This window comes from Subtercola boreus, assembly GCF_003399635.1.
Taxonomy (GTDB): domain Bacteria; phylum Actinomycetota; class Actinomycetes; order Actinomycetales; family Microbacteriaceae; genus Subtercola; species Subtercola boreus_B.
The window spans coordinates 26846-49689 of the sequence record NZ_NBXB01000035.1 but is presented as its reverse complement, the minus strand read 5'-3'; the positions used below and the strand labels follow the sequence as shown (position 1 = coordinate 49689).

22 protein-coding genes are annotated in these 22844 nt (G+C 63.8%); 6 read left to right on the top strand and 16 right to left on the bottom strand.

All coding sequences use genetic code 11. The features are described from left to right. On the top strand, window positions 1-212 hold a 212-nt coding region (locus B7R22_RS19510), incomplete at its 5' end, for a hypothetical protein (RefSeq protein WP_216363464.1). Window positions 213-876: 664 nt separating this feature from the next. Here B7R22_RS19510 and B7R22_RS13895 read toward each other — a convergent pair. Next, entirely contained in the window at window positions 877-1752 is an 876-nt protein-coding gene (locus B7R22_RS13895; protein WP_147305394.1) for a hypothetical protein, read from the bottom strand. On the opposite strand from B7R22_RS13895, the gene B7R22_RS18850 reads away from it, so the two are divergent. The 3 genes from B7R22_RS18850 (at window position 1745) to B7R22_RS13885 (ending at window position 3105) form a co-directional block, all read left to right on the top strand. Continuing rightward, window positions 1745-2122 (top strand): hypothetical protein, encoded by a 378-nt coding sequence (locus tag B7R22_RS18850; protein ID WP_147305393.1) that lies wholly within the window; start codon window positions 1745-1747, stop codon window positions 2120-2122. The two genes, B7R22_RS13895 and B7R22_RS18850, sit on opposite strands and share 8 nt — an antisense overlap. A 189-nt stretch (window positions 2123-2311) precedes the next feature. Continuing rightward, on the top strand, window positions 2312-2590 hold the full coding sequence (locus B7R22_RS13890; RefSeq protein ID WP_116412302.1) for a hypothetical protein: 279 nt from the start codon (window positions 2312-2314) through the stop codon (window positions 2588-2590). Window positions 2591-2670: 80 nt separating this feature from the next. Continuing rightward, window positions 2671-3105 carry a hypothetical protein gene (locus B7R22_RS13885; protein ID WP_116412301.1) on the top strand — a complete coding sequence of 145 codons (435 nt, stop codon included), beginning with the start codon at window positions 2671-2673 and terminating at the stop codon, window positions 3103-3105. 277 nt (window positions 3106-3382) lie between these two features. Here B7R22_RS13885 and B7R22_RS13880 read toward each other — a convergent pair whose 3' ends face one another. The 8 genes from B7R22_RS13880 to B7R22_RS13845 form a co-directional block, all read right to left on the bottom strand. Continuing rightward, window positions 3383-3841, bottom strand: a complete 459-nt coding sequence (locus B7R22_RS13880) for a hypothetical protein (RefSeq protein WP_116412300.1) — start codon at window positions 3839-3841, stop codon at window positions 3383-3385. Window positions 3842-4064: 223 nt separating this feature from the next. Next, window positions 4065-4307 (bottom strand): hypothetical protein, encoded by a 243-nt coding sequence (locus B7R22_RS13875; protein ID WP_116412299.1) that lies wholly within the window; start codon window positions 4305-4307, stop codon window positions 4065-4067. After that, window positions 4304-4957 carry a recombinase family protein gene (locus B7R22_RS13870; RefSeq protein ID WP_116412298.1) on the bottom strand — a complete coding sequence of 218 codons (654 nt, stop codon included), beginning with the start codon at window positions 4955-4957 and terminating at the stop codon, window positions 4304-4306. Before B7R22_RS13870 ends, B7R22_RS13875 begins: the two co-directional genes overlap by 4 nt. Before the next feature lie 160 nt (window positions 4958-5117). Further along, window positions 5118-5573: a GNAT family N-acetyltransferase gene (locus B7R22_RS13865; protein WP_116412297.1), complete on the bottom strand. Its 456-nt coding sequence runs from the start codon at window positions 5571-5573 to the stop codon at window positions 5118-5120. A gap of 29 nt (window positions 5574-5602) precedes the next feature. Beyond that, complete coding sequence (locus B7R22_RS13860) at window positions 5603-7663, bottom strand: cytochrome c oxidase assembly protein (RefSeq protein ID WP_253259084.1); 2061 nt, start codon at window positions 7661-7663, stop codon at window positions 5603-5605. Window positions 7664-7754: 91 nt separating this feature from the next. Further along, entirely contained in the window at window positions 7755-8480 is a 726-nt protein-coding gene (locus B7R22_RS13855; RefSeq protein ID WP_116412296.1) for a YcnI family copper-binding membrane protein, read from the bottom strand. A 179-nt stretch (window positions 8481-8659) separates the two neighbouring features. Continuing rightward, the gene (locus tag B7R22_RS13850) at window positions 8660-9268 is read right to left on the bottom strand and encodes a hypothetical protein (RefSeq protein WP_116412295.1); all 609 of its coding nucleotides are present in this window, start codon (window positions 9266-9268) and stop codon (window positions 8660-8662) included. Window positions 9269-9707: 439 nt separating this feature from the next. Then, window positions 9708-10679, bottom strand: coding sequence for an SDR family NAD(P)-dependent oxidoreductase (locus tag B7R22_RS13845; protein ID WP_116412294.1), 972 nt, complete (start codon window positions 10677-10679; stop codon window positions 9708-9710). Between the two features lie 51 nt (window positions 10680-10730). On the opposite strand from B7R22_RS13845, the gene B7R22_RS13840 reads away from it, so the two are divergent. Then, a complete protein-coding gene (locus tag B7R22_RS13840; RefSeq protein WP_116412293.1) occupies window positions 10731-11309 on the top strand; it encodes a TetR/AcrR family transcriptional regulator in 579 nt (192 codons plus the stop codon). Between the two features lie 95 nt (window positions 11310-11404). Here the strand turns inward: B7R22_RS13840 and B7R22_RS13835 are convergent, their stop codons facing one another. From B7R22_RS13835 to B7R22_RS13825, 3 genes are read right to left on the bottom strand one after another with little or no spacing between them, the layout of a single operon-like run. Continuing rightward, entirely contained in the window at window positions 11405-13669 is a 2265-nt protein-coding gene (locus B7R22_RS13835; protein ID WP_116412292.1) for a CocE/NonD family hydrolase, read from the bottom strand. Next, a complete protein-coding gene (locus B7R22_RS13830) occupies window positions 13669-14886 on the bottom strand; it encodes an acyl-CoA dehydrogenase family protein (protein ID WP_172582409.1) in 1218 nt (405 codons plus the stop codon). The genes B7R22_RS13835 and B7R22_RS13830 overlap by 1 nt, the downstream gene beginning before the upstream one ends. Then, complete coding sequence (locus B7R22_RS13825; RefSeq protein WP_216363463.1) at window positions 14883-15416, bottom strand: nuclear transport factor 2 family protein; 534 nt, start codon at window positions 15414-15416, stop codon at window positions 14883-14885. The genes B7R22_RS13830 and B7R22_RS13825 overlap by 4 nt, the downstream gene beginning before the upstream one ends. A 179-nt stretch (window positions 15417-15595) precedes the next feature. Between B7R22_RS13825 and B7R22_RS13820 the strand changes: the two genes are divergently transcribed. Further along, complete coding sequence (locus B7R22_RS13820; protein ID WP_116412290.1) at window positions 15596-16243, top strand: TetR/AcrR family transcriptional regulator; 648 nt, start codon at window positions 15596-15598, stop codon at window positions 16241-16243. A 38-nt stretch (window positions 16244-16281) separates the two neighbouring features. On the opposite strand, the gene B7R22_RS13815 is transcribed toward B7R22_RS13820, so the two are convergent. The 4 genes from B7R22_RS13815 to B7R22_RS13800 form a co-directional block, all read right to left on the bottom strand. Beyond that, window positions 16282-18021 (bottom strand): CocE/NonD family hydrolase, encoded by a 1740-nt coding sequence (locus B7R22_RS13815; protein ID WP_116412289.1) that lies wholly within the window; start codon window positions 18019-18021, stop codon window positions 16282-16284. A 101-nt stretch (window positions 18022-18122) separates the two neighbouring features. Further along, complete coding sequence (locus B7R22_RS13810; protein ID WP_116412288.1) at window positions 18123-19391, bottom strand: acyl-CoA dehydrogenase family protein; 1269 nt, start codon at window positions 19389-19391, stop codon at window positions 18123-18125. A 2-nt stretch (window positions 19392-19393) separates the two neighbouring features. Further along, window positions 19394-21772 (bottom strand): CocE/NonD family hydrolase, encoded by a 2379-nt coding sequence (locus B7R22_RS13805; RefSeq protein WP_116412287.1) that lies wholly within the window; start codon window positions 21770-21772, stop codon window positions 19394-19396. After that, window positions 21769-22773, bottom strand: coding sequence for a quinone oxidoreductase family protein (locus tag B7R22_RS13800; protein ID WP_172582407.1), 1005 nt, complete (start codon window positions 22771-22773; stop codon window positions 21769-21771). Before B7R22_RS13800 ends, B7R22_RS13805 begins: the two co-directional genes overlap by 4 nt. Window positions 22774-22844 lie beyond the last annotated feature (71 nt).

Sequence of the window (22844 nt, the reverse complement as noted above, 5' to 3'; positions counted from 1 at the left end):
GAACGCGGATCAATTTCTTCCCTGGGCCGGACGGCGTGTTCTTCGATGTGGACCTGCGCGAGCTCGAAGTTCAGCGGTCGGTCGACGGCCTTTCTGACCTGATGCGGTGTCTTGGAACGGCCACTGGCCGCAACGTTGTCCTGCGCAGTGAGGGCGGAAGCCAAAGGGTTCTTCGTTACGAGGCGGGAGAGGATCAGTTCTCGCTCCCCTGACCGGCGGAGCGCGGCAACCGTGGTTCGCCATGACGGACCATCACCGGGACGAGGGCGTGGCCAAGTGCTTGCGGCGTCATCTCTCTACCGAGGACAATCCTTCGTGTGAGAAATCAGCAGGCGCAGCCGTCAAACGTCGGACGCGCTCGAAAGTATCTGGTGTTCTTGGCTTGGGGATGGCTGGTAGTCGGGGTTGGTAGCGCCGTGCTCTTCGCCTTATCCGTTATGAATGGCGAGCCTGGTTGGTGGAGCTTGGTGATGGCCCTTGTGTTTGTAGGGGGTGCTCTGGTCTTTTGGTACCTGATACGGCGACACCTGCCAAAGGCCTTCTAGAAGCTCTGCATCGGTATCTCAGACCGGACCTTTGGTGGGACGGTGTTGTTAGTCGTCCCGATACGCTGGCGACATGTATTAGGTCAGGACACAACGGGTGGTCGTTTTTTGCGGGCTCATTTCCGCGTCGCTCCTGCTGGTCTCAGCCGTGGTCCTTCTGGTTGCTCGCTATCTCGTTGCTGGCGAGAGTCTGCTTCCTCTATCTGGTCTGATGGCCATGGTCGCCCTCATAGGCCGGCGCCAGTTACGTAAGGGCGACCAGTAGCCGGACATCATGCGGGAACCATTTGGCTTGTGTCTGCGCTCAGGGCTGTCGGCTAGACGCGTGGCGTTATGGGAGTTCCTGGGCGGTGAGCAGTCCTTGGGCGAACCCCAACAATTTGATCTTCGACGTGTCGCCGGTTGGGGGGATGTAGAAGAGCAGCTGGTAGTCGTAGATGGCCTCGACGCCCTTTAGAGATCTGGTGAGTCCGGCTGCGGCCGCGACACCGCCTTCGACTGTCACGTCGGCGCCTTCCACAACGACTTTCGCAGTGACTGATTCACGGATGTTTAACGAGACAATCGCGCCAGACTCATTCGTGGCCAGAGCAATACTCTTGCCGGGTCCCGCGACTTTTCCGAACGTGAGGGTTGCTGTGTTTTTGATTCCCGTCGAGCGTTCTGCCTTGTATTGGGCACCAACGGCGGTTCGGAGGGTATCGCCTTCCGCATCGAAGTTCGCGTATGAAGGGCTTTGTTCCCCGATCGCGAGGATGTCGGCGTACCCGGCTGCCACTGTGGCGGGGGTTTCGGAAAGAAGTTTGGTGTCGTTGGGAAGGATGGCCGTTCCGACTGTTACCGGCGCCACCGGTGGCAGGACGGTGTTTGGTTCCAGGGGGATGGCGTAGTACACCTTGTAGTCGCTTCGAGGGGTGTCCTGGATCAGCGTTAGTGACATTGGCGCCACAGTCATATCGTCCGGGTTGCTGACGATAGCGAAGACCGTTCGCGGCCACTGATCGGTTGCTTGCGGGAGGACGACGGATGCGGAGCCGGAAGGTATGGGTACTGGAGCATCGTATGAGGGGTCTGTTGCCCTGATCTTGTATGTCGCTGTTCGCAACTCCAGCGCTGGACCGGTGAACCGTGCGGCGAGAGCTGTTGCGTCGGAGGCTGCATCCGCAGCAGACGCGACAGACGCGATCTTCTCGAGGATCATGTTCATCTGGGCTTCGCTCACGGCGGGCGGCGGCCCGGACTCATTCGTTGGTGCTGCCGTTGGTGCTGCCGAGCTTGAGCCCGTTTCGGTTGGCGCGGCCGAGATCGTCGGGCTGGCTGGCGCGGCTATTGAGCTAGTTGGCGAGCAGCCAGCAAGCAGGGTCAAGCTGATCAGTGCCACCGGGGCGAGCAGCCTGCGTGCCCGCGGCGCCTTGGGGCGACCTAGTGCTGTGGTGACAGGCGCGGAACATCGTACAATGACGGCGGTGAACGCCTCTGTGAGTTCCACCCATTACTCCAGACAAGGTTACGACAAGACCGATGTTACCAAAACGTCTAAGCACCAACTGGCTGCACTGACGGATCACAAGGGGTGAAATGTGGTTCGCATTCGGCCTAATCCAGACTTCGGCGCTGTGCGCGCACGGGTGGTGTCTATCTTTGAGGCCCTCGTGGCGACCGCCTGCTCCATCGGTGAACCACAAACGGGACCTTCGGAGGGACGGGCGGCGAAGACTCGGCGTTGGTGAGCTGCAGAAGACGGTCGGGCTCGATACGGTGAACCGGTGAGCAACTCCCGCGACGAAAACGAAAACCTTCAGCACCGAAAACGTCAGCTGGAGATCATGCTCCAAGCCCAAGAGCACCATTCAGAGATAATTCAAATCGTCGAGCGGGCGAGAGATCATGACGCTCTGATTGAATCAATCGCAGCCTTGCTCGACATTTCTGACGGGTACGCCCAGATGGTCCGGATGATGAGCGTGGAGCGGCTCGCCAGTGCCTACGAAAGGCGCCGAATCATCGATGAATTGGAAGAGCTAACGAAACCGCTAGGTGATTAGACCGCGTGGGGTGGCCCATTGATAGCGGGACCGCAAGCGGGGTAGTTGAATGGCTCACGGTAAGGCGAGATGATCTGTTTATGATCTCCCGGATTGATTTGGCTGCATTCTCGAAATTGTTCGAAGACGAATTGGGCACCCTCCCCGACGGCGAAGTGGAGGGTGCGACGGCAGCCGATTGGGATCGTGTCCTCGCTGCGCTTCGCGCTACCGGATGGAGGATGACTCTTCAGGATGGCTCTACACCGCTGCCCGCGTCTGTCGCGGAGCTCCCTATTCACGACTCGTTCGCCGTGTGGCCTGCATCGCGAACGCGGATCAATTTCTTCCCTGGGCCGGACGGCGTGTTCTTCGATGTGGACCTGCGCGAGCTCGAAGTTCAGCGGTCGGTCGACGGCCTTTCTGACCTGATGCGGTGTCTTGGAACGGCCACTGGCCGCAACGTTGTCCTGCGCAGTGACCCCGACCGGGTCGCCCCCAAACCGCACAACCAGCAGCTTTTGAGGCTCTCGTGACTACTTCGTGTGAGTGCTGTTCGGACGTGAGTCTGGTGCCTGTCGAGAAGCGCCTGGGGCGCCGGCGGGATCAGTGTCAAGGATCAGCGATGTCGCTGGCTCCTGAGGACTGGCCCAGGCGTCTGAAGTTTGGGGCCGAACAAACCCGTAAGCGTCAATGTCGCCGGTATTCCGGGCGACTGACCAGACACGGCGTAGAAATCTCACGAACTCATATTCTCAGAGACCGGCGTCGCCCCGTGCGTTTTCTGGCTCAAGCGCCGAGCGGTCCGTCGGGTCAGCGCGGCCCGAACCTCAGGCGCACATCGCCGCCTGGCGGAATCTGCGAGAGGCGTTCGTCCTCCAATTTGGCGTCCAACGCCATCCCCACGAACGCTGCTCTCGCAGCCGCATTCGTTCCGTTTCCCGCTCCGCGCAACCTCACGGGCTGAGGCGCGCCCTCTCGACGGTGGTGGTACTCAACCTCGACCGCGTCGCCGAGCTCCTCCGCCAGTCGCTTCGCCAACCTCAAACCCTGTTCGTCGAACGCGGAAGGATCCGTTCCTGGGCGCCATTCGAAGAAGTCGGTAAGGCTGGCGTAGTACGCGGCTTCCCACCTGACCATCTCCGCGACAAGTCCCTCGGTGAGATGCGCCTCGTCGTACAACACCGGACCCGCCGCAAACCACAAGACAGTGCCGGCGTAATCGGGAAACACCCGTACTACCGTCCTGAGGTACTCCGCCGCATCGCTCACAACTCGACGCTAACGGAGTGGCGTCGTTCAGGAACGCGTCTTGATGTAGTCCTCTTCCTGCATATCTCACGGACCCTCTGACGGTGCGGTGTTTTCGGCGTCAAGAACCTGGTCAGCAGGGGCGGTTCGGAACCGCTGTTCCGTTTGAGTCGTCCGGTGAAGAATTTCACACAGGTGCGTCTAACGGAGCACCGCTCTCACCATTGGGGGCGGCGACGTGGGTTTAGTCGGGGATGGGTGGGTATCCGCCGTCGGGGTGGGGGAGGGTGTGCATCCAGAGCATGGCCGTGTCTGCGCGTTCGAGAGCGGCCGCTGCTATCTCGATCGCGACCCGGGAGTCATGCCAGTCAACGTTCCAGCTGTCTTCGGCCATCACGATCCGGCCCTCGTCACCGAGCCGACGCAACCGCCGCAGCGAGGCGCGGATGTCCTCACGGATCGCGTCCGCGCTCACGGGTTCGGTCATGCCGTCACCCTCGATGCGACCGGGCCAGGCTCAGCCTGAAGAAGGGCGTCTTCACCCAGGGCAGGTAGCTCATCGGCGGCTGCGGCTTGCTCGTACCTATATAAGGTAGCTCTGGACCAGCCGACAAGCCGGGCAGCGTCCGCGGCGGTCTTGCCGGCCTTCCGGGCGCCGCGGACGATCTCGAGTTTCTCGGCGATCACCTTCGGGTCACTGACGGGTCTACCGAACCGGGTGCCGGCGGCTTGGGCGACGGCGATGCCGGCGTTGACGCGTTCGATGATGAGTTCTCGTTCGTACTCGGCCAGGGTGGCGAGCATGCCGAGCATCATCCGCCCGGTCTTCGTCGACGGGTCGATGCCGTCCGACACTGACTGCACGTTGATACCGGCCTGCTGCAGCGACTTCACCGTGTTCAGCACATCGATCAGTGACCGGCCGAGCCGGTCGATCCTCCAGACGACGACCGTGTCACCGTCGACGGCATGATCCAGTAGCCGGCTCATCGCTGGTCTGCTCGCGGCGACTTTCGTCCCCGAGGTGACGTCGGAGAAGATATCGCGTTGCTGGACACCGATCTTCACGAGCGCATCGATCTGCAGCTGCGCATCCTGCGCGGCGGTGCTGACGCGCGTGTACCCCAATAGCCTCATGGCGCTATCTTGCCTCAGAAACTCCTAAATGGCGTCACGAGACACGCGGGACTATGAGATGAGTTTGCAAGACAGCAGGCAACCGCGGAATCATGCGGATCTTGCAGGCCCTCCATTAGGGGAGTCGGGTGCCTCAGAAACCTTTACCTTTTCGAAACAGCTATGGCTGGCCTACACCGTCGTCGATAGGGGGAGTATCGAGGAGGAGGTGCATTCCCGTTCGGTCGGGAGCGACGTCCGAGAACCCGCGAGACTCGTACAGGCGCCGGCCCGGCGGATCGGCAGTGAGTGTCACGTACGCGCCCTCGGGCGCGAGACGGCGGATGTCTTCGAGGAGTGCGTCGAGGATCTTGCCGCCAAGCCCTTGGCCTTGGTGTTCGGGAAGGGTGGCCATGTCGGCGATGAGGAAGTACCAGCTGCCGTCGCCGACTATGCGGCCCATGGCAACGGTCTGGCCTGTTTCGTCACGTACGTGTCGGAATGACCAGCTGCCCGCGATCGCGCCTCGGGCCTGCTCTTCGGTCTTCGGGGAGAGCCCAGACTCCGTACGCAGCCGCACATAGCCTGCGACGTCCGGTGCGCCGTCGATGAGCTCGTATAGGTCTGAGGGGTGCATGGGCGGAGTCTGCCCCAGGCCAGATTCGGTCACTGAGCGGCGTCCCTTTTTGCGATGTTGGCGAGGCGGTTGTTGTATTCGGTGAGTTCGGCGTCGTCGGTGCGGTCGGCGTTCCGGTCGTAGCGTTTGGCTTCTCGTTCTTCTGAGGTGACCCATTGCCGGACGACGGCGAGGGTGACGAACAGTACGGGGAGTTCGCCGGCGCCCCAGGCGATGCCTCCGCCGACGTGTTGGTCGTTCAGGAGGGCCGTGTCGTCGGTGTAGCCGAGGGCGTGCCACCAGTCGATCGCGAAGATGGTGTCGGAGGACATGATCGCGAGCCCGAAGAAGGCGTGGAACGCGAGAGTGGCGAGCAGCAGGATGATGCGGAGCGGGTAGCTGGGGCGGGCTGGTCCTGGGTCGACGCCGATGATGACCCAGAAGAACAGGTACCCGGTGGCGAGAAAGTGCACGCACATGAGTACGTGGCCCTGGTGGGTGTCGAGGGAGAACTCGAACCAGTTGGTGTAGTAGAACACGACGAGGCTGCCGGCGAACAGGATCGCCGCGACGACGGGGTGGGAGATCACCATGAGGTAGCGGGAGTGTACGACGATGAGGATCCACTCCCGTAGGCCGCGGGAGTGATCGCGCCTCTTGGGCAGGGTGCGGAGGGCGAGGAGGATGGGGGCGCCGAGCACGAGGAGGGGTGGCACGAACATCATCAGGCCCATGTGCTGGATCATGTGGGTGCTGAAGCTGACCTGCCCGTAGACGCCCGGTCCGCCGCTGGTGACATAGAACAGCATCACGCAGCCGAGCACCCACGACACAGTCCGACCGACCGGCCACCGGTCGCCGCGGCGCCGTAGCCGACGAACGCCGGCGAGGTAGACCCCGGCGAGAACAGCGGCTGCCCCGGCGAACGCCCAGTCGATGTGCACCTGGGTCAGCATCGTGAGAAGCGTCGCGGGGGGCGGGAACGGGAACCCGAGGAGGGAGAGCTGGATGTCGACTCCCGCGACCGAGTCCTGCGAGACGGGTGGGGCACTCTTCGACAGGGCCACAGACACACCGATCGCCACAGCCATGAAGACGACTTCCGTGACGGCGAGGCGCACGAAGTGCCGATGGTTGCCGGGTTCGCGGATCAGTTTCGGGATGATCAGCTGCCGCTGCCACACCCCGGCGAGGCCCAGCAGGATCAGGATGGCCGCCTTGATGACGATGAGGAGGCCGTAGGACTGCAGGAGGTCGGCAGGGGAGGAGATCCGGAGGGAGGCGTTGATGATTCCGGAGAGCGCGACGGCGCCGAACGCCCACACCGCGAGCACCGAATACCGGCCGACAGCGGCGGGGAGGGCGGTGCCGAGCCGTCTTCTGAGCAGGATGAGGCCGGTCAGGCCCCCGACCCAGACGGTGACGCCGACGAGATGGATGGCGAGCGAGTCGACGGCGTTCGCATGTTCGTCGGATCCGGCCGCATGACCGGAGAGCGCGAGGGGGAGCAGCGCCAGGATGCTGACAGCGGCCGCGAACGCAATCACGGAGACCCTCTTGCTCAGCAGCAGCGTCATGAAAACGAGGAGCACTCCGGTGACGGAGACGAGGAGGGATTGGCCGAGCTCGATGCCAGTGGCGAAGAAGAGGAACTGCTTCATGAACCGGTCGTCGGTGAGGGGAACCCCAATCGTTGTCGCGGCGGTGAAGAGGAGCACCGCGATGCCTGCTGCCGCCCAGACTGCTGCTGCGCGGGCCGCCCACCGGGCGGCGGTCCATTGCGTGTACGACGCGACGCCCGGGACGGCGTTCTGCCCGGGAAGCACGAAGGTGGCCAGGAGGAGAAGACCGACGGTGACGGCTGCTGCGCCGTCGTGGATGACCCGGGCGATGGGGAGGCCGCGGGTGACGAGCAGCCCGGGGTCGATGAGGGTGTAGTTGAGGAATGCGCCGGTGAAGATCATCCCGCCGAGCGCCAGCGCAACCGCGGCAGGAATGCAGAGGAGCAGGATGGTTTCGGCCCACCCGATCTTCGGGAGGGTGAAGGTCATCAGCTTCGGTTCGCGGATCTCGGATGTTTCAGGGGTGCTGTTTTTCGTGCTCGAGGTCACGGTGCTACTTCTTCCGGCAAGGTCGCAAAAAGGGATGGGGGTGAAGCGCGGGCACCCGCAGTACGTGTGCCCGCGCTCAGGGGGTGATCGGTCAGCCGCGGTCGGTGCGCCTGCGAGTCAGCGCGATCACGGAAACAACCAGGGCGATCGCTCCGAGGGCGAGCCCGCCGATCCCCACCCCGATTACTGCCGCTTCGGTACCGGACGGCGAGGCTGTGGTACCGGCCGCCGGTGTCGCGCTGACGCTTGCACCCGCCGCGGTTTCATCGGCCGGGGGCGTGTCGCTGATGTAGAGCACGGGGGCCGGGTACTCGGGCTCTTCACCAGACGCGGGGGTGGCCTCGGACCAGTCCACGACGCTGCCATCAGAGTACGTCTGATGTGCCGGCAGGGTGACACTCCCGGTGTCCGGGATGGGGCCGGCGGAGATGGTGAACTGCTGGAACTCGCCCGGCTTGATCGCCGCGTCACCGGTAGCCGTCCACGTCACCTTGGTGGGTGCTTCGGTGACGGTTCCGTCGTCGGTCACGACAGGGGTGGCGAGCGTTGAGTTCGTGACTTCGGCTGTCCATCCGGGGACGGGCTGGTACGAGACGCTGCCGAACGGGGTGTCTGTGGGGAGATCCACTTCCACCTTCGTGGTGGAGGCGGTCGCCGATTCGGTAGGGACTTTGAACACGAGCGTGGAATAGCTGCCCGCAGCCGCCTGATCCGGGTTCACCCGGACATGCGCGGACGCCGCCAACGGTGCACTGATCGAGAGGAGGCCGGCTGCGGCAAGAGCTGCGCCGACACGGAGGATGGTTCGTTTGTTCATGAGAAAGAGGTGTCCTTGACTGTGCACGCAAAGCTGCGGATGTGCGCACGAAGAAATGTGATCAATGAGGGAGCCCACGCCGCGGCTTCGCGAACCGACAGAGAAGACCTGCCTGCTTGGGCGGAGCGGTGTGGGAGAAGATTCATCACCTGTCATCGTCATCAGGGCGACACGTTCGCTCAGACGGTGACAGGCCTCCCGGCCGGCGGACCACGGTGCCTCATCGACCCGAGGAACACCCAGACGTCTTTCGCACGGTCGGGTTCGAGTTCGAGAGCGTCGACCGTTACTTTGTGCGGGGCCAGCGGCTCACTAAATGGCAGGGCGACCAGGCGGCGGAGGCGCACACGCGCCGTCGCTGAGAGGCTACGGATGACCCGTTCGCCTTTGGTCAGCGCGAAGATTGTGGCAATGGCGGCGACCGTGTGTGCTGCCCACATCCAGTCGCAGCCCTGCATCACGGCGTCACCCACGCCGGAAGCTGCGCTGAACGCCACCATGCTGTCGTGATGCCCGGAGGTCACCGCGGTGACACCGGATGGAGCGCCGAGGCTGAAGATCAGGTGGAAGACGAGCTGTGACAGCCCGACCGCGATACTCAGCCGCAGTACCGACAGGGACCGGCCAGCCAACGCCACGCACACCAGAACGGCGAACGCCAGACCCAGGGCCAGACCCGCTATCCCCGGTGCGGTGCCCCCGACGGCGACGTGGGAGAACGCGGCAACAAACACGGCGAAACCTGCGGCAGAGACGCCGCGGAGAACACGCGCCGCTCTGTCGCTCATCCCATGCCCCTCACCGTCTATGCCAGCGCCAGTCTACAGAGCGTAGAAGTCACACCTTAAGTTGCACCACTACGAGCAACGAAGCTACTTGGCCCAAACCTCTCGGTAGCGCTGACAACGACAACCAACCCGCAGGAAAAAGTCGATAGATGCGGTTACCCCGTCTGGTAATCAATCGTCACCACTCAAAGCTAAACGCCCGCCAGGACCTCGCCCGAGTGTCTTATAAACCTCCAAGCGCGTTGATGCTGGCCGGCGCCAAGCATTGCAATCATGGGTCTTGCGACACGGATCTCAAAAGGGAGCCGACACAATGAGACATCCCACAAACCTTTAGGTTTACGAGGCACGCAGGTACAGAAGAGGTCCGTGTTGCATTCCTTGGGGACGTTCGTGTGGTGGCAGCAGGGCGAGAGCCGGGCGACCAGTTCCCCTTCCATTAGGAGTGGACGAGTTCCGTGCTGACTGCCCAGAGCTGCTCGGCCAGTGCCAGGTCGAGGGCCCATTCTTTGACGCCGTGGGGGTGGTCGCCCAGGCTGGTGTCGTTGGGGACGGTATAGGCCTCTTGCCCGTCGTCGAGGTAGTGGCCTCCGGTGTGAGCGAACTCGGGTCGCACGGCAGCGACCAGTGTCGATGCGGCTCCTTGCTCTATGGTCTTGTAGGCGAAGACACCGGCCGCCTCCGCAGCGTCCAGAGACGCTTTCTGCTCGGGAGTGAAGCTGCGTTGCAGCCCGGTGGCGACGCCGCCCGGGTTGACGCTGTTGGCCACGATGCCGTCTGGCGCCCAGAGGCGCGTGGCCTCGACCGCGAACAGGGAGTTCGCGGTCTTCGACTGCGCGTATGCGATCTGGGGGTCATAAGCGCGGCGCAGGAAGTGAAGGTCGTCGAAGTCCACGCCGCTGCGCATGTGCGCGGTAGAGCTCACCACCACGATCCGGGCGCCACTTCTCTCTGCGGCGCCGTCGCGCAACGCCGAGTGGAGGCCTTCGGCAAGGGCGAAGTGACCGAGATGGTTCGTCGTGAACTGGAGTTCCCACCCCTCCGTCGTCCGTTCCAGGCCGCCCGTCACCACCCCGGCATTGTTGATCAACAGATGCAATGGATGCTCCCACGCGGCGACGAACCGGGCGACCGAAGCACGGTCGGCGAGATTGAGTGGACGCACCTGCGGCGCCGGACGGCCCGTCGACGACGCAATGTCTGATGCGACTGCGCCTCCGGCCGCTGTATTGCGAACGGCCATGAACACCTCGGCCCCGGCCGCCGTCAACGCGCGGGTTGTTTCAATGCCGAGCCCGGAAGACGCCCCCGTGACCACGGCGCGAACCCCCGTCAAATCGACGCCGCGGAGGACTTCGTCGGTAGTGGAGGAGGCTGTGAACGGCGTCGTGATCAATGCGGAAGAGGTCATGATTGGACTATACACATTAATCTGTTTGTGTCTAGTTGGTATGGTTGCCTCATGGCTGATGCATTCCCCGGTGATCTAGAGCGACGATCCGACGTCCTCGACGCGGCCCTGCGCACCTTCTCTCGTTTCGGGTATCGGAAGACGTCGATGGACGACATCGCGCAGGAGGCCCAGATCTCGCGCCCAGGCCTGTATTTCCTCTTCACATCCAAGAGCGGCCTCTTCCGCGAGGCCGCCGAACGCGGCGTCGAGCTCGACCTGTCCGCGGCCGAGAAAGCGTTCACGGATCCCGGTCGGCCCGTGCAGGAGTGCATCGCCACCGCATTCGACGCCTGGGCCGGGCGCTATATCGGTCCCATCAACGACACGGCGGCACTGATAGCTGACAACCCGGACCTTCTCGGGCCCGTCGCTCTCGGCGGCCCGGCTCGATTCGAGGCACTTCTCACCGCTGCTCTCGAGAGAACCACCCTGTCAGGGTCGGCATCCACGGCGGCACGGACGCTGATCAGCCTGTCGATCGGCATCAAACACCAGGCCGTGACGCGAGATGAATACCGCTCACGCTTGGCAGACGCCCTATCCTTTCTCCTCCCGGCTCGGCCTTGGCGCGAAGACGGATGGGTTTAGGAACGTGCACGCAAGACGTTGATCACCACGCCGGCCGCACGCGCCGTGAACCGTCCCGGTCATCTGGCGATTGCCAGCGCTGCGACGGCGCTGGGTCAGGTCGGGATGATGGGCAGTTGGATGTAACCGGGGTGATCGGGGCCGGTGTGGATTCTGTTGGTCGCTCCGTCGTGATAGCTCGGGTTGTACTCGTGGGTCAAACCGTGTGCTACGCCATCGTGGGGCTGGATGTCTACGCGGATGCGTTGACCTTTCAGGATTTTTCCGACGTTCGGAACGAGGGCGACCTCAACCGGTACGATTTCTCCATTCTGGAGGGGTGCGTAGTCCGCTTTCAGGTGCGTGTGTCTCGGCTGGATCTCTGTCGACCGGTCTTTGTCGAGTGCGCGGTGAGAGACTTTGAGCCAGCCTTTGGTGAGGGGGGCGATTCGGAACGGAAAACCGAACGTCGTAAATCCGGCGAAGTCGACTTCACGGTCTTCATGGTCGATCACACGAATGGACACGAACAGGTCGATGTCTTCACTCGTCGACTCGACCCACAGGTGCACTTTTCCGAAACCAGCGATGACCGCATCGTGGGCGAGAGGGTCGCTGATAAAGGAGACACCTGTGACGTGGGGATCAGATTCGACCGATGCGGGATCGATTCGCGGGCTTCCGATGGGGGCCCAGGGTGCGAGCTGAATTTGTGCAGAATAGCTCGCCTGAGCTGACTCGCCCGGCACCGTGGTACTGAGGCGCAGAAAGTCCGGCCGCATCCCGAAGCCAATCCAGTCAGAGGGTCGCGCGTCGAAGTACCACTTCGGGTACTCCGTGCGCGCGATCGGCCATTCGTTCTCTTCCTGAAGGTAGGAGGTGCCATCCCCGGTTCGAATCTCGAGCCGGATCGGCGGGGTGTCCATGATGCCGTTCTCGATTCCCTTGAGCCAGTAGTCGAAGAACGCTTTGTGCTGGGAGACAGCTTCCGCCGAGTAGGCGCGCTGGAACCAGTCCTCCCAGAGGTCGAGCTTCTTATGAGGTGTCGGTGTGTCTGAGTAGGCAGAGTTCCCGCCGAGCTGGTGGAGGTTCGAAAGGTGAGTCGTAGAGGCGACGGCCCAGAGTGGCACGGTCACGTCGCTGAGGTCGGGACTCATGAACACCCGGGCGCGCGGGCCGAAGATCGCGTCGGGATCCGAGTCTCGAAAGGGGCTGTCTTTCATGATCTGTACGAAGTCGACGATGTTCGGCTCGCCGATGATGGGTGGGGTGAGACCGGAGGCCCTCCAGATCGGCCAGAACTGTTCGTTCAGCACCCCGCCGTTGTAGGCGACCTCTTCGTACAGGTCGACATCGGTTCCGATCGCGATCATGGCCTTGAGGTGCTCGGGGTGGAGGCTGGCTGCTGCGTGCTGGCTGATGGCCAAGTACGACATGCCCCAGGTTCCGACAGCTCCGTTTGACCAGGGCTGGGTGCCTGCCCATTCGATCGCATCTCGGAATGCTTCGGCGCCAGCGATTCCCCAGGGCGCGAGCTGTCCTGGGCTTGCGCCCGCTCCCGGCATGTCGACCCTCACGACCGCGTAGCCGTCCGGCACCCACACCGCCGTGCTGACGGTTTCGTGGTTCTCGAACTGGAGATCGCCCGAATTGCCGAAGAAGTACTGCTCTTCCTCCAGTTCATGGTGTTCGAGGTCTGCGGCGTTGGCGATCGAGTGATGGTTGAACGCTTTCCCGTAGGGCCCGCAGTTGACGATCGCCGGGTAGCTGCCGGCCTCTGAGGGGCGGAAGACGTCGGCCAGCACGTACGATCCGTTCTCCAGGGGGATTTTCACGTCTCGAAAGCGGAGGATGCCCAGGGCGTTCCGGCGCAGTTCGTTGCGCGCATTCGCTGGGGTGCAGAGAGTGCGCGGTTCAATTTCACCGAAGACACCGGATTCGGCCAGGTCTTTCAGCAGTCGGATGACGACCGGGTCTTCCGTGAAGTGCTGGATCTTGTCGATTCGTCCGGTCGCCGAATAATCGGCGTCATGGCGAAAGTCGATGCGCCGAGCCCCGATGATGTCATGCACCTTGTGCGGGATGGCCGTGCCCTCGTCACGGAACTCGGTGCGCCCGAGGGTGAAGATCAGACGAGCGATGTTGGTGAGACCCGAATCCTTCAATTTGTCGAGATTGCCATCGACCCGTGGAACGATCTGCGCGAGGTGGAGGCGAGGGCCGGCGGTCACATAGCCGATAGCGTTCTCGCCGAGGAGGAACGTCATCCGCTCGCCCGCCTCGTATTCGAACTCGCCCCGTTCGCTTGTCAGACCCGAGTGCGTCGGGGTCTTGTAGGCGAGGCCCGCGATCGGCCCGGCCAGAACTCCGGTGAGGGCCATCAGGAACGCCGCTCGAGCACGCTCATCGAGGAGGGCCCGGCGGTGACCCCGACCATCGAGCGGCCGAGGTTCTCCAGCCAGGTGTCCACGTTGTGGGCGGCGTGCAAGCTGCCTGCGCGGCAGTTACGCGCGATCAGTTGCAAGGGCATCCGTTTGCTGATCGCAGACGCACCGGATGCACGCAACAGCGTCTCGATCGCTGTCGCGCACTCGTTCCAGATGTACGCAGCATCCGTGTGGAACTGCAGAATCTCGTCAGCGTTCGGATCCCGGTTTTCGGCGTCGAGACGATCGAACTCGGCGACGGTGGCATCCGCGAGGCGTCCCGCTGCGCGGATCTGCATCGCTGCACGCCCGATGATGTGATGGGCCACCGGCGCATCGACCTGCCGAGTGTAGGGAGAATAGGGAACGCTCCGGCGCCCAATGGACGCGAGAAAGACTTCCATGGCCTGATCTGCCATTCCGAGCGCGACTCCTGTGCTCGACACGATCGAACGTGGCAGGCCGCCGCGCCGGGGACCACGCCCCTGAGATACGAGTTCTGCCGTGCGAGCCGCCAGCTCTGCCGGAAAGCCGAACCTCTCGTCGGGTACGAAGAGCTCACCATCCGTCGCCATTGTCTGGCTGCCGGTCGCGGCGAGGCCCATTGCATCCCAGTCGTTTCGGGCAATCAGCTGCTCCTTGGGGATGAGCACCATCCCGACTTTCGAGTCGTCGGTGTCGTCGTAGAAGACGGCGAGATATCCATGTGACGCGTGAACACTTCCGGTGGCGAACGGCCAGGCGCCCTTCACCATCCAGCCGCCGTCGACTTTCGTCGCGGTGCCCGACATGTGCCTGCTCGTGCCTCCCACGGCGAACGTGCGGTTGCCCACCCACGGCGTCTCGTATACAGGGGCGACGACCTCGTCCGCGAAGGCATTGCTCCACATATTGCCGCCAGCGGTCGCCCACACCACCCACGCGGTGGCTCCACACCCTGAACCGAGGGCCCGATAGATGTCGAGCATTTCGCGGGTGGTGAAGTCGGCTCCGCCGTAGCGTTTTGGTTTCGAGAGGCTGAAAACACCAGCCTCGCTCAGACGCTCGATCGTCTCTTGCGGGATTCGGCGTTGCTGCTCGGCAATCGCCTGCTGGTCGCGCAGCCAGGGCTGCAATTCGACGACCCGAGCGATGATCTCCGCTGCCTGCGGCAGGGCGGTCGTGGTGATCATGGCCATTCCTTTCGTGAAACGGGGGTTCCTTCGAAGCCTGCGATGCGCTCTACGGCCGGGTCGTTCCCGTCCCTCCCGCTTGCCGAAGCATCGGGATGATCGTCGAACCATCCCTCCTTGGGGTACCGGAACATCCACCCGGTTGCGAGGGCGCGCTTGGCGATGAGCCAGACTCCGTCGCGCTGTTCGAACCGGTCGAGGTATCGAGCCCACAGTTTGACGTTCTCATTTGCCCACTGGTGGACCTCGGTACCCTGGTGGTCGGCGTTCAGGTACGTCTCGACGTGAGCGATGGTGGGCCCGTCGAACTCGACCAGGCTGTTGCCCAGCAGGTGCATTGTGCGAACGAATCGCGGCATCTCGCCTGAGAGGAAGGTGACGAACCCGTCGACGGAGCCGCGGTGCAGGCTTTGAGGGAATTGCACCCACGCATCAGGCCAGAAAGCGCTTCGAACCAGATCCATGTCGACCCGGTCGAGGCCGCGGCAGTACCGCAGCAGAACGTCGTGGATCTCTGCGCGTGCGCTCAATTCCTCCAGCGTCTTCATTTCTGGCCGGCCTTCGGCATGGTGATACGGATGAGACGTGCACTTCGTTGTGCCATTTTGCATTCCTCTTTGTTCAGAGATCGGGAGCGTGAGGCCCAGCGTACGACCGCAAAGTTTAGTTCTCAACAGTTGTTGAGAACTTTCTTACCTAGACTTCGAATATGTCGATTGATCAGGCTCCTTCTGCCAGAGGTCTCAGTACGGGGCCTCGGTTGGGTTCCCGTGCATCTCGCGAAGCCATCCTGCTCGCGGCTCGTGCCCGCTTTGCGAAAGACGGCTTTTCGGGTTCGACGATCAGGGGTATCGCAGGTGACGCGGGGGTCGACGCCTCCCTGGTGATGCAGTACTTCGGCTCGAAGAACGAACTCTTCGCCGCCGTCATCGCGTCGGGACCAAACACCATTTCCCGGATCGCCGAAGCGTTCGACGGTCCCGAAGCCTCTCTGGGTGAGCGGGTCACGCGCGCCTTCTTCGAGGTGTGGGATGGGGATCCAGGAGAGTCCGAGCCGCTGCAGGCCCTCCTCCGCGCCGCTATCGGAAGCGAACAGGCGGCCACTCAGCTCAGGGACCTCATTCAGGAGAGGGTGCTCGTCGACCTTGGTCCGCGGCTGCAGCACGACGCCGACATGAAAACCCGGATCGAGATCGCATCATCGATGCTCGTCGGTGTCGTCGTGGGGCGACGGTTGGTCGGCTTGGACGCACTCGTCAGGCAGGACCGGGACTCGCTGGTGGGATACATCGCCCCCGCAATCCAGGCCATTCTCTCGGCTGGAGCGCACAGCGCTCAGCTCGGTGTCGTCATGTAGCCCAGGAGAATGTCGAGCACGCCGTTGCGGGAGTGTGCTCAGCGCGTCTGCACCGGCAGCTGAAGGTAGGAGGCGTGCTCGCCTCCGGTGTGGATGACGTGCTGCCCACTGTTTGCAGGCACGAACTCCTGGATTCCAGGCATCATCGTGCCGAGCAGGTTGCGGGCGCTGATCACGAACCGAAGTTGCTCTCCCGGGTAGAAGACGAGCCCGAGCGGGAGCAGGTCGATCTCGATGTCGACGATCTGGCCCGGTGCGAGCTTCTCGACGACGTCGAACGTGTGGGCCGGAACCTCCTCGGTGCTGAGCGCACTGTCGAGGTTGCGCGCGGAAACCCGTAGCCGCCCATCCGAACCCTTGTATTTCAGGATGGTTGCGCCGTAGTCGGTCAGGTCATGGATGATCGCACTCCGGTTGGGCGTCGTGAATGCTTCGAGCGGGGTACCGTGGGCATCCAGTTTTTGGATGAGCACGAACAGATCCATGTCGTCTGCATCCCGGGCCTCCACGAAGAGGTGAGCCTTGGGATAGCCCACCAGCACGGTTTCCACATCGAAGCTGGTGAGGAATGAGACAGCATTGGGGTTCGAGGCGGCGGCGTATGCGGTCGGAACGTCGTCGGTGGGCGCGGCCGTGTCCAAGGTGCGGGTGCGACCATTCAGGTAGTACTTCGTCGAGTGCGCCTCAGCGGGCGGGAACTGGTCGGCCGCGATGGCCACCCGGTCGCCGCCTTCCAGGTCGAGCAGCGAATAACGCACTCGGGGGGTCTTGTCCCAGTCGTTCTGTTCGTCTTTCAGGTAGCGGTCGAAGAATTGCAGAAGCTCCGCTTGGTTGTCTTCGTCGTAGTAGTCGGGCCACTCCTGGCTGTTGTGCACGCGCAGCCACTTCTGCTCTGACGCCATGCGGCGCCAGGCGCGGAAGGTGCCAGCTGTATGCAGGGTGTTCGAGTAGCTCGCCACGACATAGGCGGGCACTGTGATGCGTTCGAAGTCGGGAATCTTGTTGGCCCAGAGGTCGTTGATGAGCGGATACTGTTCGACCTCCGCCACGATGTTCTCTCTGCGGTTCCTGCCGAAGAAGCTGCCGTTCTGGAGCTGCTGGCCGAACCCGATGTCGGGCATTCCGCCGCGCATGACGAGGTCGCGGTAGACGTCGCTGACCCCTTCCCACGGATTGATGGCCGCGAGGTGCGGGGGCTGCTCGGCACCGGTGAACCACTGCGTGGCCGCCAGATAGGAGGTGCCGCTCATGCCGACCTTGCCTGTGCACCATTCCTGTTCGGCAAGCCATTCGATGATGTCGTAGGCGTCGCGGCCATCCTGTCGGTCCCAGAGTACGGAGTCGCCGTCGGAGTCGACGACGCCGCGGATGTCGGGGTTGCAGATGGCGTAGCCCTGCTCCACCCAGAACGCGGGATCGGGTCCTTCGAACTTTTCGAGCCCGGAGACGATTGAGTTCGAGAGCCCGACCAGACCGAAGACGCCCATCACGCTCGGTGAGGTGCCCTGCGCTTTGCCGTAGGGGCTGTAGGCGACGATGACGGGCACCTTCTCCGGGCCGACGGGCCGGAAGATGTCCGCGTGGACCGTCACTCCGTCGCGAAGAGCGATTGCGACATCCTTCTCGAAGACGATATCGACGGGGATCGGCTTGAACGGCGGGGCGACCTGGAAGCCGGCCTCGAGGGTGCGGGTGCCGGGATCGAAGGCTGTCAGGACTCCGGTGCGAGGTGCCGGCAGCGGGCTGGACGGCAGGTAGATCTTCATGTCTTCACTCATCGTGAGCTCCTTCTTTCTACGGGCCGTGAGGCCAGTGCTGTGTGTTGTCTCCGAGCGTACGTCTGAAGATGAATTAAATCAACGTACGTTGATTTAATTCATCAACGACTGGCGGGCGCGGGAGCGAAGCGGTCGAGCGTCGTGATTCCGGCGAACTGGTGGGGCTGAATGCCCGCCATCAGTCGCCCGAAGTTCTCGGAGAGGGCCTCCAGGTTAAGTGCCCCGTGCAGGGTGATGACGCGGGCATCGCGCCACGACCGCTGGATGGGCTCGAAGTCCATGATCGCGGTCGCCCCGGAGTTGCGCTGCAGGAGCTCGATCGCTTCGGCGCACCACTTGGCGGCGTAGGCAGTCTCCATCAGCACGCGGGCGCTGAACCGCTGCATGTCGTCCGCGTCAGCCGGCGTTCCGGCGGCGGCCAGCTCGCCGAGCCGGTCGGTCTCGTCGGCGTTGGCGCGCATCATCAGGGTCGCGGACTGGATCTTTGAATGCACCTCGGCAAGCATGAGGTGCGTGAGCGGCGCCTCGAGCTGGTTCTTGTACGAGGTGCCCCGGATGCTTCGGCCCGCCGATCGCTCGAGGAAACGTTCGAGCGCGCCCTGTGCGATGCCGATCGACATGCCCGCCATCAGGCTGAAAGACCAGCCGAGAGCCGGCGCCTTCCAGAGGGAGCCGGCCAGACCGCTCTCGATGGCGCCGGAGGTGATCCGGCGGAAGTCGACCCCGCGGTACTCGGGCACGAACAGCTCATCGCTTCGCAGATTCACGGAGATGCTGCCGGTACCGCGCATGCCGGCGACGTGCCAGTCATCGAGGAAGACCAGCTCGCTGCGGGGAACCTGCGCGGCAACCAGATATGTTCCGCCGTGGTCGTCTTCGGCGATGCATCCGAGGTTCGTGTAGGGGGCCCACAGCGAGGCGGTCGCGAATGTCCAGGGTCCGCCTGAGAGGATCCAGCCGCCGTCGACTCGCTTCGCTCGGCCTCGGCTGGCGGGGAAGTGGCTCGATCCGGCGACTCGCGGGCCCGCCCACTCCGGCCCGTAAACCTCTTCGACAACGCGCGGGCCTGAACCGGCAGGGATCCAGTCGGTGGAAGCTCCCGCCCAGACGACCCAGCCGACGGAGCCGTCCCACTTCGAGGCCTCAACGATCACGTCGAGCTGTTGCCTCACCGACAGTTCCTCGCCGCCGAACTCGCGGGGGCTCGCGATATCGAATGCCCCGGTGGAGGCGAGGTCGGCGATGGTCTCGTCGGAGAGTCGCCCGGCGCGCTCGGCTTCGAGTGCTCGCTCACGCAGGGTCGGGCCCAGCGCGCGGAGCTTTCCGAGGATCTCGGTCAGGCGTTCTATCTTGTCGAGTGTGGCGGCCATGGTCACTGTTCCTTGTCTGCTGCGAGGTCTGTGGATGCTGCGTGGCTGGCGGATGCGGTGTCCGCCGGCACTATGGGCAGCTGAATGAAGCTGGGATGTTCGGCTCCGGTGTGGATCGTGTTCGTTGCTCCGGCGTGGTAGCTCTCGTCGTAAGCCCGTGAGGGGATGCCGGCGGGGGAGTAGGGCTGAACATCCACCTGCAGTCGCGACCCGCGGCGGATCAGCGCGGTCGAGGGGTACAGGCCCACCTCGGCGTAGACGACCTCTCCGGGCTGGAGCGGCCGATGGTCGGCCTCGGCATGAGACGGAACCGGCCAGTGGTCGGTCGAGCGCCTCTCGTCGAGCGTGCGGTGCGATACCTTGAGCAGGCCGTGGCCCACCGGGTGGATGTTCGCCGGATCGATGGGCGGAACGAGCGATTCGTAGCGAATCTCGCGGCCGTTCTCGTCGATGATCCGGAGGGATACGTACAGGTCGAGGTCAGAGGTCGTCGCTGACACCCAGAGCCCGGCCTTCATGTACCCGGCGAGCAGCATGTCCTCCTCGACAGGTTCGCTGACGAACGAGACACCCGTCGACCAGCGCGGCGTTCCGCCCACGTATCCCGTCGGCGCGGGGATGGGATGCCCGCGATCGAGTTCGGCGGAGTAGGACGCCGACGCTCCCTCGGTCGGGGCTGCTGGCCGGACACTCAGCAGCTCCCTGCCGTGACTGTCTCCCGACCATTCGGAGGCCGTCGCGTCGAGGTACCAGCGCTCGTAGGTGGTGCGGGCGATGGGCCACTCGTTCTCCTCGAGGACGTGGTGCCCGCCGTTGCCGGTGCGCACCTGCACCCGCACGGGCGGGCCCGCCATCACGCCGTTGTCTTCGCCCTTCAGGAAGTGGTCGAAGAAGCGCTCGTGGTCGTCGATGGTGGAGTGCTTGTAACTGTGTGGGAACCAGGCGTCGACGAAGTCGAACCTCTTCTGTTCGACACCCGTCGACCGGATGAAGGTCTCACTGCTGCCGAGCTGGTGGATGACCACACCGGTCTGCGGGCCGACGATCCACACCGGCGTCGTGACCTTCGACATATCGGGCTTCATGAAGATCGCGCCGTGTTCGCCGTACGCCTCGGGGTCGTCGAACGGCGTGGCGAGCATTCGATCGAGCCAGTCGGTCTCGGCGCGCTCGCCGTGGAAGTTGTGGCCCGTCATCGCTGCCCGCCACCAGGTCCAGAAGCCTTCGCCGTAGAGCCCACCTCCGTAGAGCGCCTCGTTGTAGAGGTCGGAGTCGGTGCCGAGTGCGACCATTGCCTTCAGGTGTGGCGGCTGCAGGCTCGCGACGGTGTGCTGGGTGATCGCGAGGTAGGACATGCCCCAGAGGCCCACATTGCCGTTCGACCAGGGCTGGGTGCCCGCCCATTCGATGGCGTCGTAGTAGTCCTCCGCCTGTTGTCTGCTGAACGGCGCCTGGAGTCCTGGGCTGTTTCCGACACCGCGCGCGTCGACGCGGATGCACACGTATCCCTTCGGTACCCATACGGCGGAGTCGACGCTCTCGTGATTCTCGTACTGGAGGCCGTCGGGGTTGCCGGTGAAGTACCGGTCTTCCAGCTCCTCCTTGGCCTCGGCCTGTTCGGGGCTGCCGATCGTGCCGTGGTCGAAGCTCTTGCCGTAGAAGCCCTGGTTCATGATCACCGGATGTTGCCGGCCGTCGTCGGGCAAAAAGATGTCGGCGCAGACATATGAGCCGTCGCGCGTGGGCATGCGCACGTCGGTCAGCTTGATGATGCCCCGGATGTTGCGCCGCAGCTCATTGCGGGCCGCCGCCGCGTTGCGGAGTCCCCGCGGCGTGTTCGCCGTGAACACACCCGGCGCGTTGTTGAGCGTGGCGAGGAGCGCGCGCACCGTGGGGTCGGTGGCGAACGTGATCGTCTGGTCGGTCGAGAACGCGACCATGGCTGCGGTACCCGGGCTCGTGGCGCCGGCCGAGGCTTCGGTCACGTCTTCGGCATCAGTGGCCGCCTGGTTGAGGTTCAGCACGGTCGGGCCGATCAGGTTGTGAACCGCCGGAGCGATGGTCACACCGTTCTCGTAGTCACCGTCGCGGTCGAGGGTCTGCACGAAACGGGCGAGGTTCGTGACCATCGGGTCGTGCAGTCGGTCGAGCTTTCCGTCGTTGCGGTCGACGAGCTGGGCGAGGTTCACGCGGGGTGCGCCCTCGGCGGAGCCCAGAACGAGTCCGCCGATCGAGAAGACCACCGATTCTCCCGCTCGGTACTCGAACTCGCCACGTTCGTTCGTGCGCCCGGTGAGGGTGGGTGTTGCATAGGCGACGCCGACTGTCGGGCCAGTGAACAGTCCGGTCGACACGGGGCCTTCAGTCGGTGGCAGGGTCATCGGTTCTCACTTTCGTCGGTCTGATTCGGCACGACGATGTACTTCGCGTGCGGAGATGCGGCCTGGGCTCGCCAGGCGCGCGGAAGGTCTTCGAGCGTGACGGTCGTGATCGCCAGGTCGAGTTCGCCGGCGCTGACCGCTTTCCAGAGCCAGGCGAGAGCTGCCTGCTTCTCTGCTGGAGGAACATTGATTCCGGCGAAGCCGGAGAGTGTGAGCTGCTTTCCGCGAAGCAGGCCGGCCGGCACTTCGGCGGTCGGGCCGGCCAGGTTGCCGACGTTCACGAGGCGCGCCCGAGGCGCAGCGACGTGGAGTGCTGCCTCGAGCGGCAGTCCGTAGATGCCGTCGAAGACGACGTCGACCGGGCCGGATACGGCGCGGATGCGCTCCGCCAGTTGCTCTGCCTCTTCGTTCGCGCGCAACTCGACCACGGCATCTGCGCCGATCGTCAGCAATCGTTCGAGCGCCTCACGGTCTCGCGCCACGCCGACCACTCGCCCGGCACCGAGCCGGTGGGCGACCTGCACAGCCAGTTGGCCGACAGCACCTGTTGCGCCCAGCACGAGCACCGTCTCTCCGGCACGGAGGGCGACGGTTTCGATGAGGGGCAGATACGCGGCGATCCCCGAATTCCCGACTGCCGCAGCTCGCACAGGATCAATACCCGCAGGAAGGATGGTAATGAGGTGATCGGCGACGAGCACGTGGGTTGCGAAGGCGCCGGGCGCCGCAGGGGAGACGTGCAGCTCGGCATAGACAGTCGTGCCGACAGGGTGCGAGTCGGATTCCAGCACAGTGCCCACGCATTCGCTGCCCGGCACGTACGGCTCTTCGTGGCGGGCTGAGTGGAAACCGCCGGAGGCGATCAGGAGGTCGAGAGGGTTGAGAGGTGCTGCCAACACGGCCAGCAACGTCAGGCCCGGTTCACGCTGCGGCAGGTCGATCGATCCCGTCCGCGGTTCGGCGCCTGGCCGGTCGATGATCGCAGCTGGAACAGCGGTCACGAGAGCTCCTTCGCTCAACATTCGCAATGGTTGCGATGTTTTCGATTATGCGCACCGCGGTAGTTCAGTGT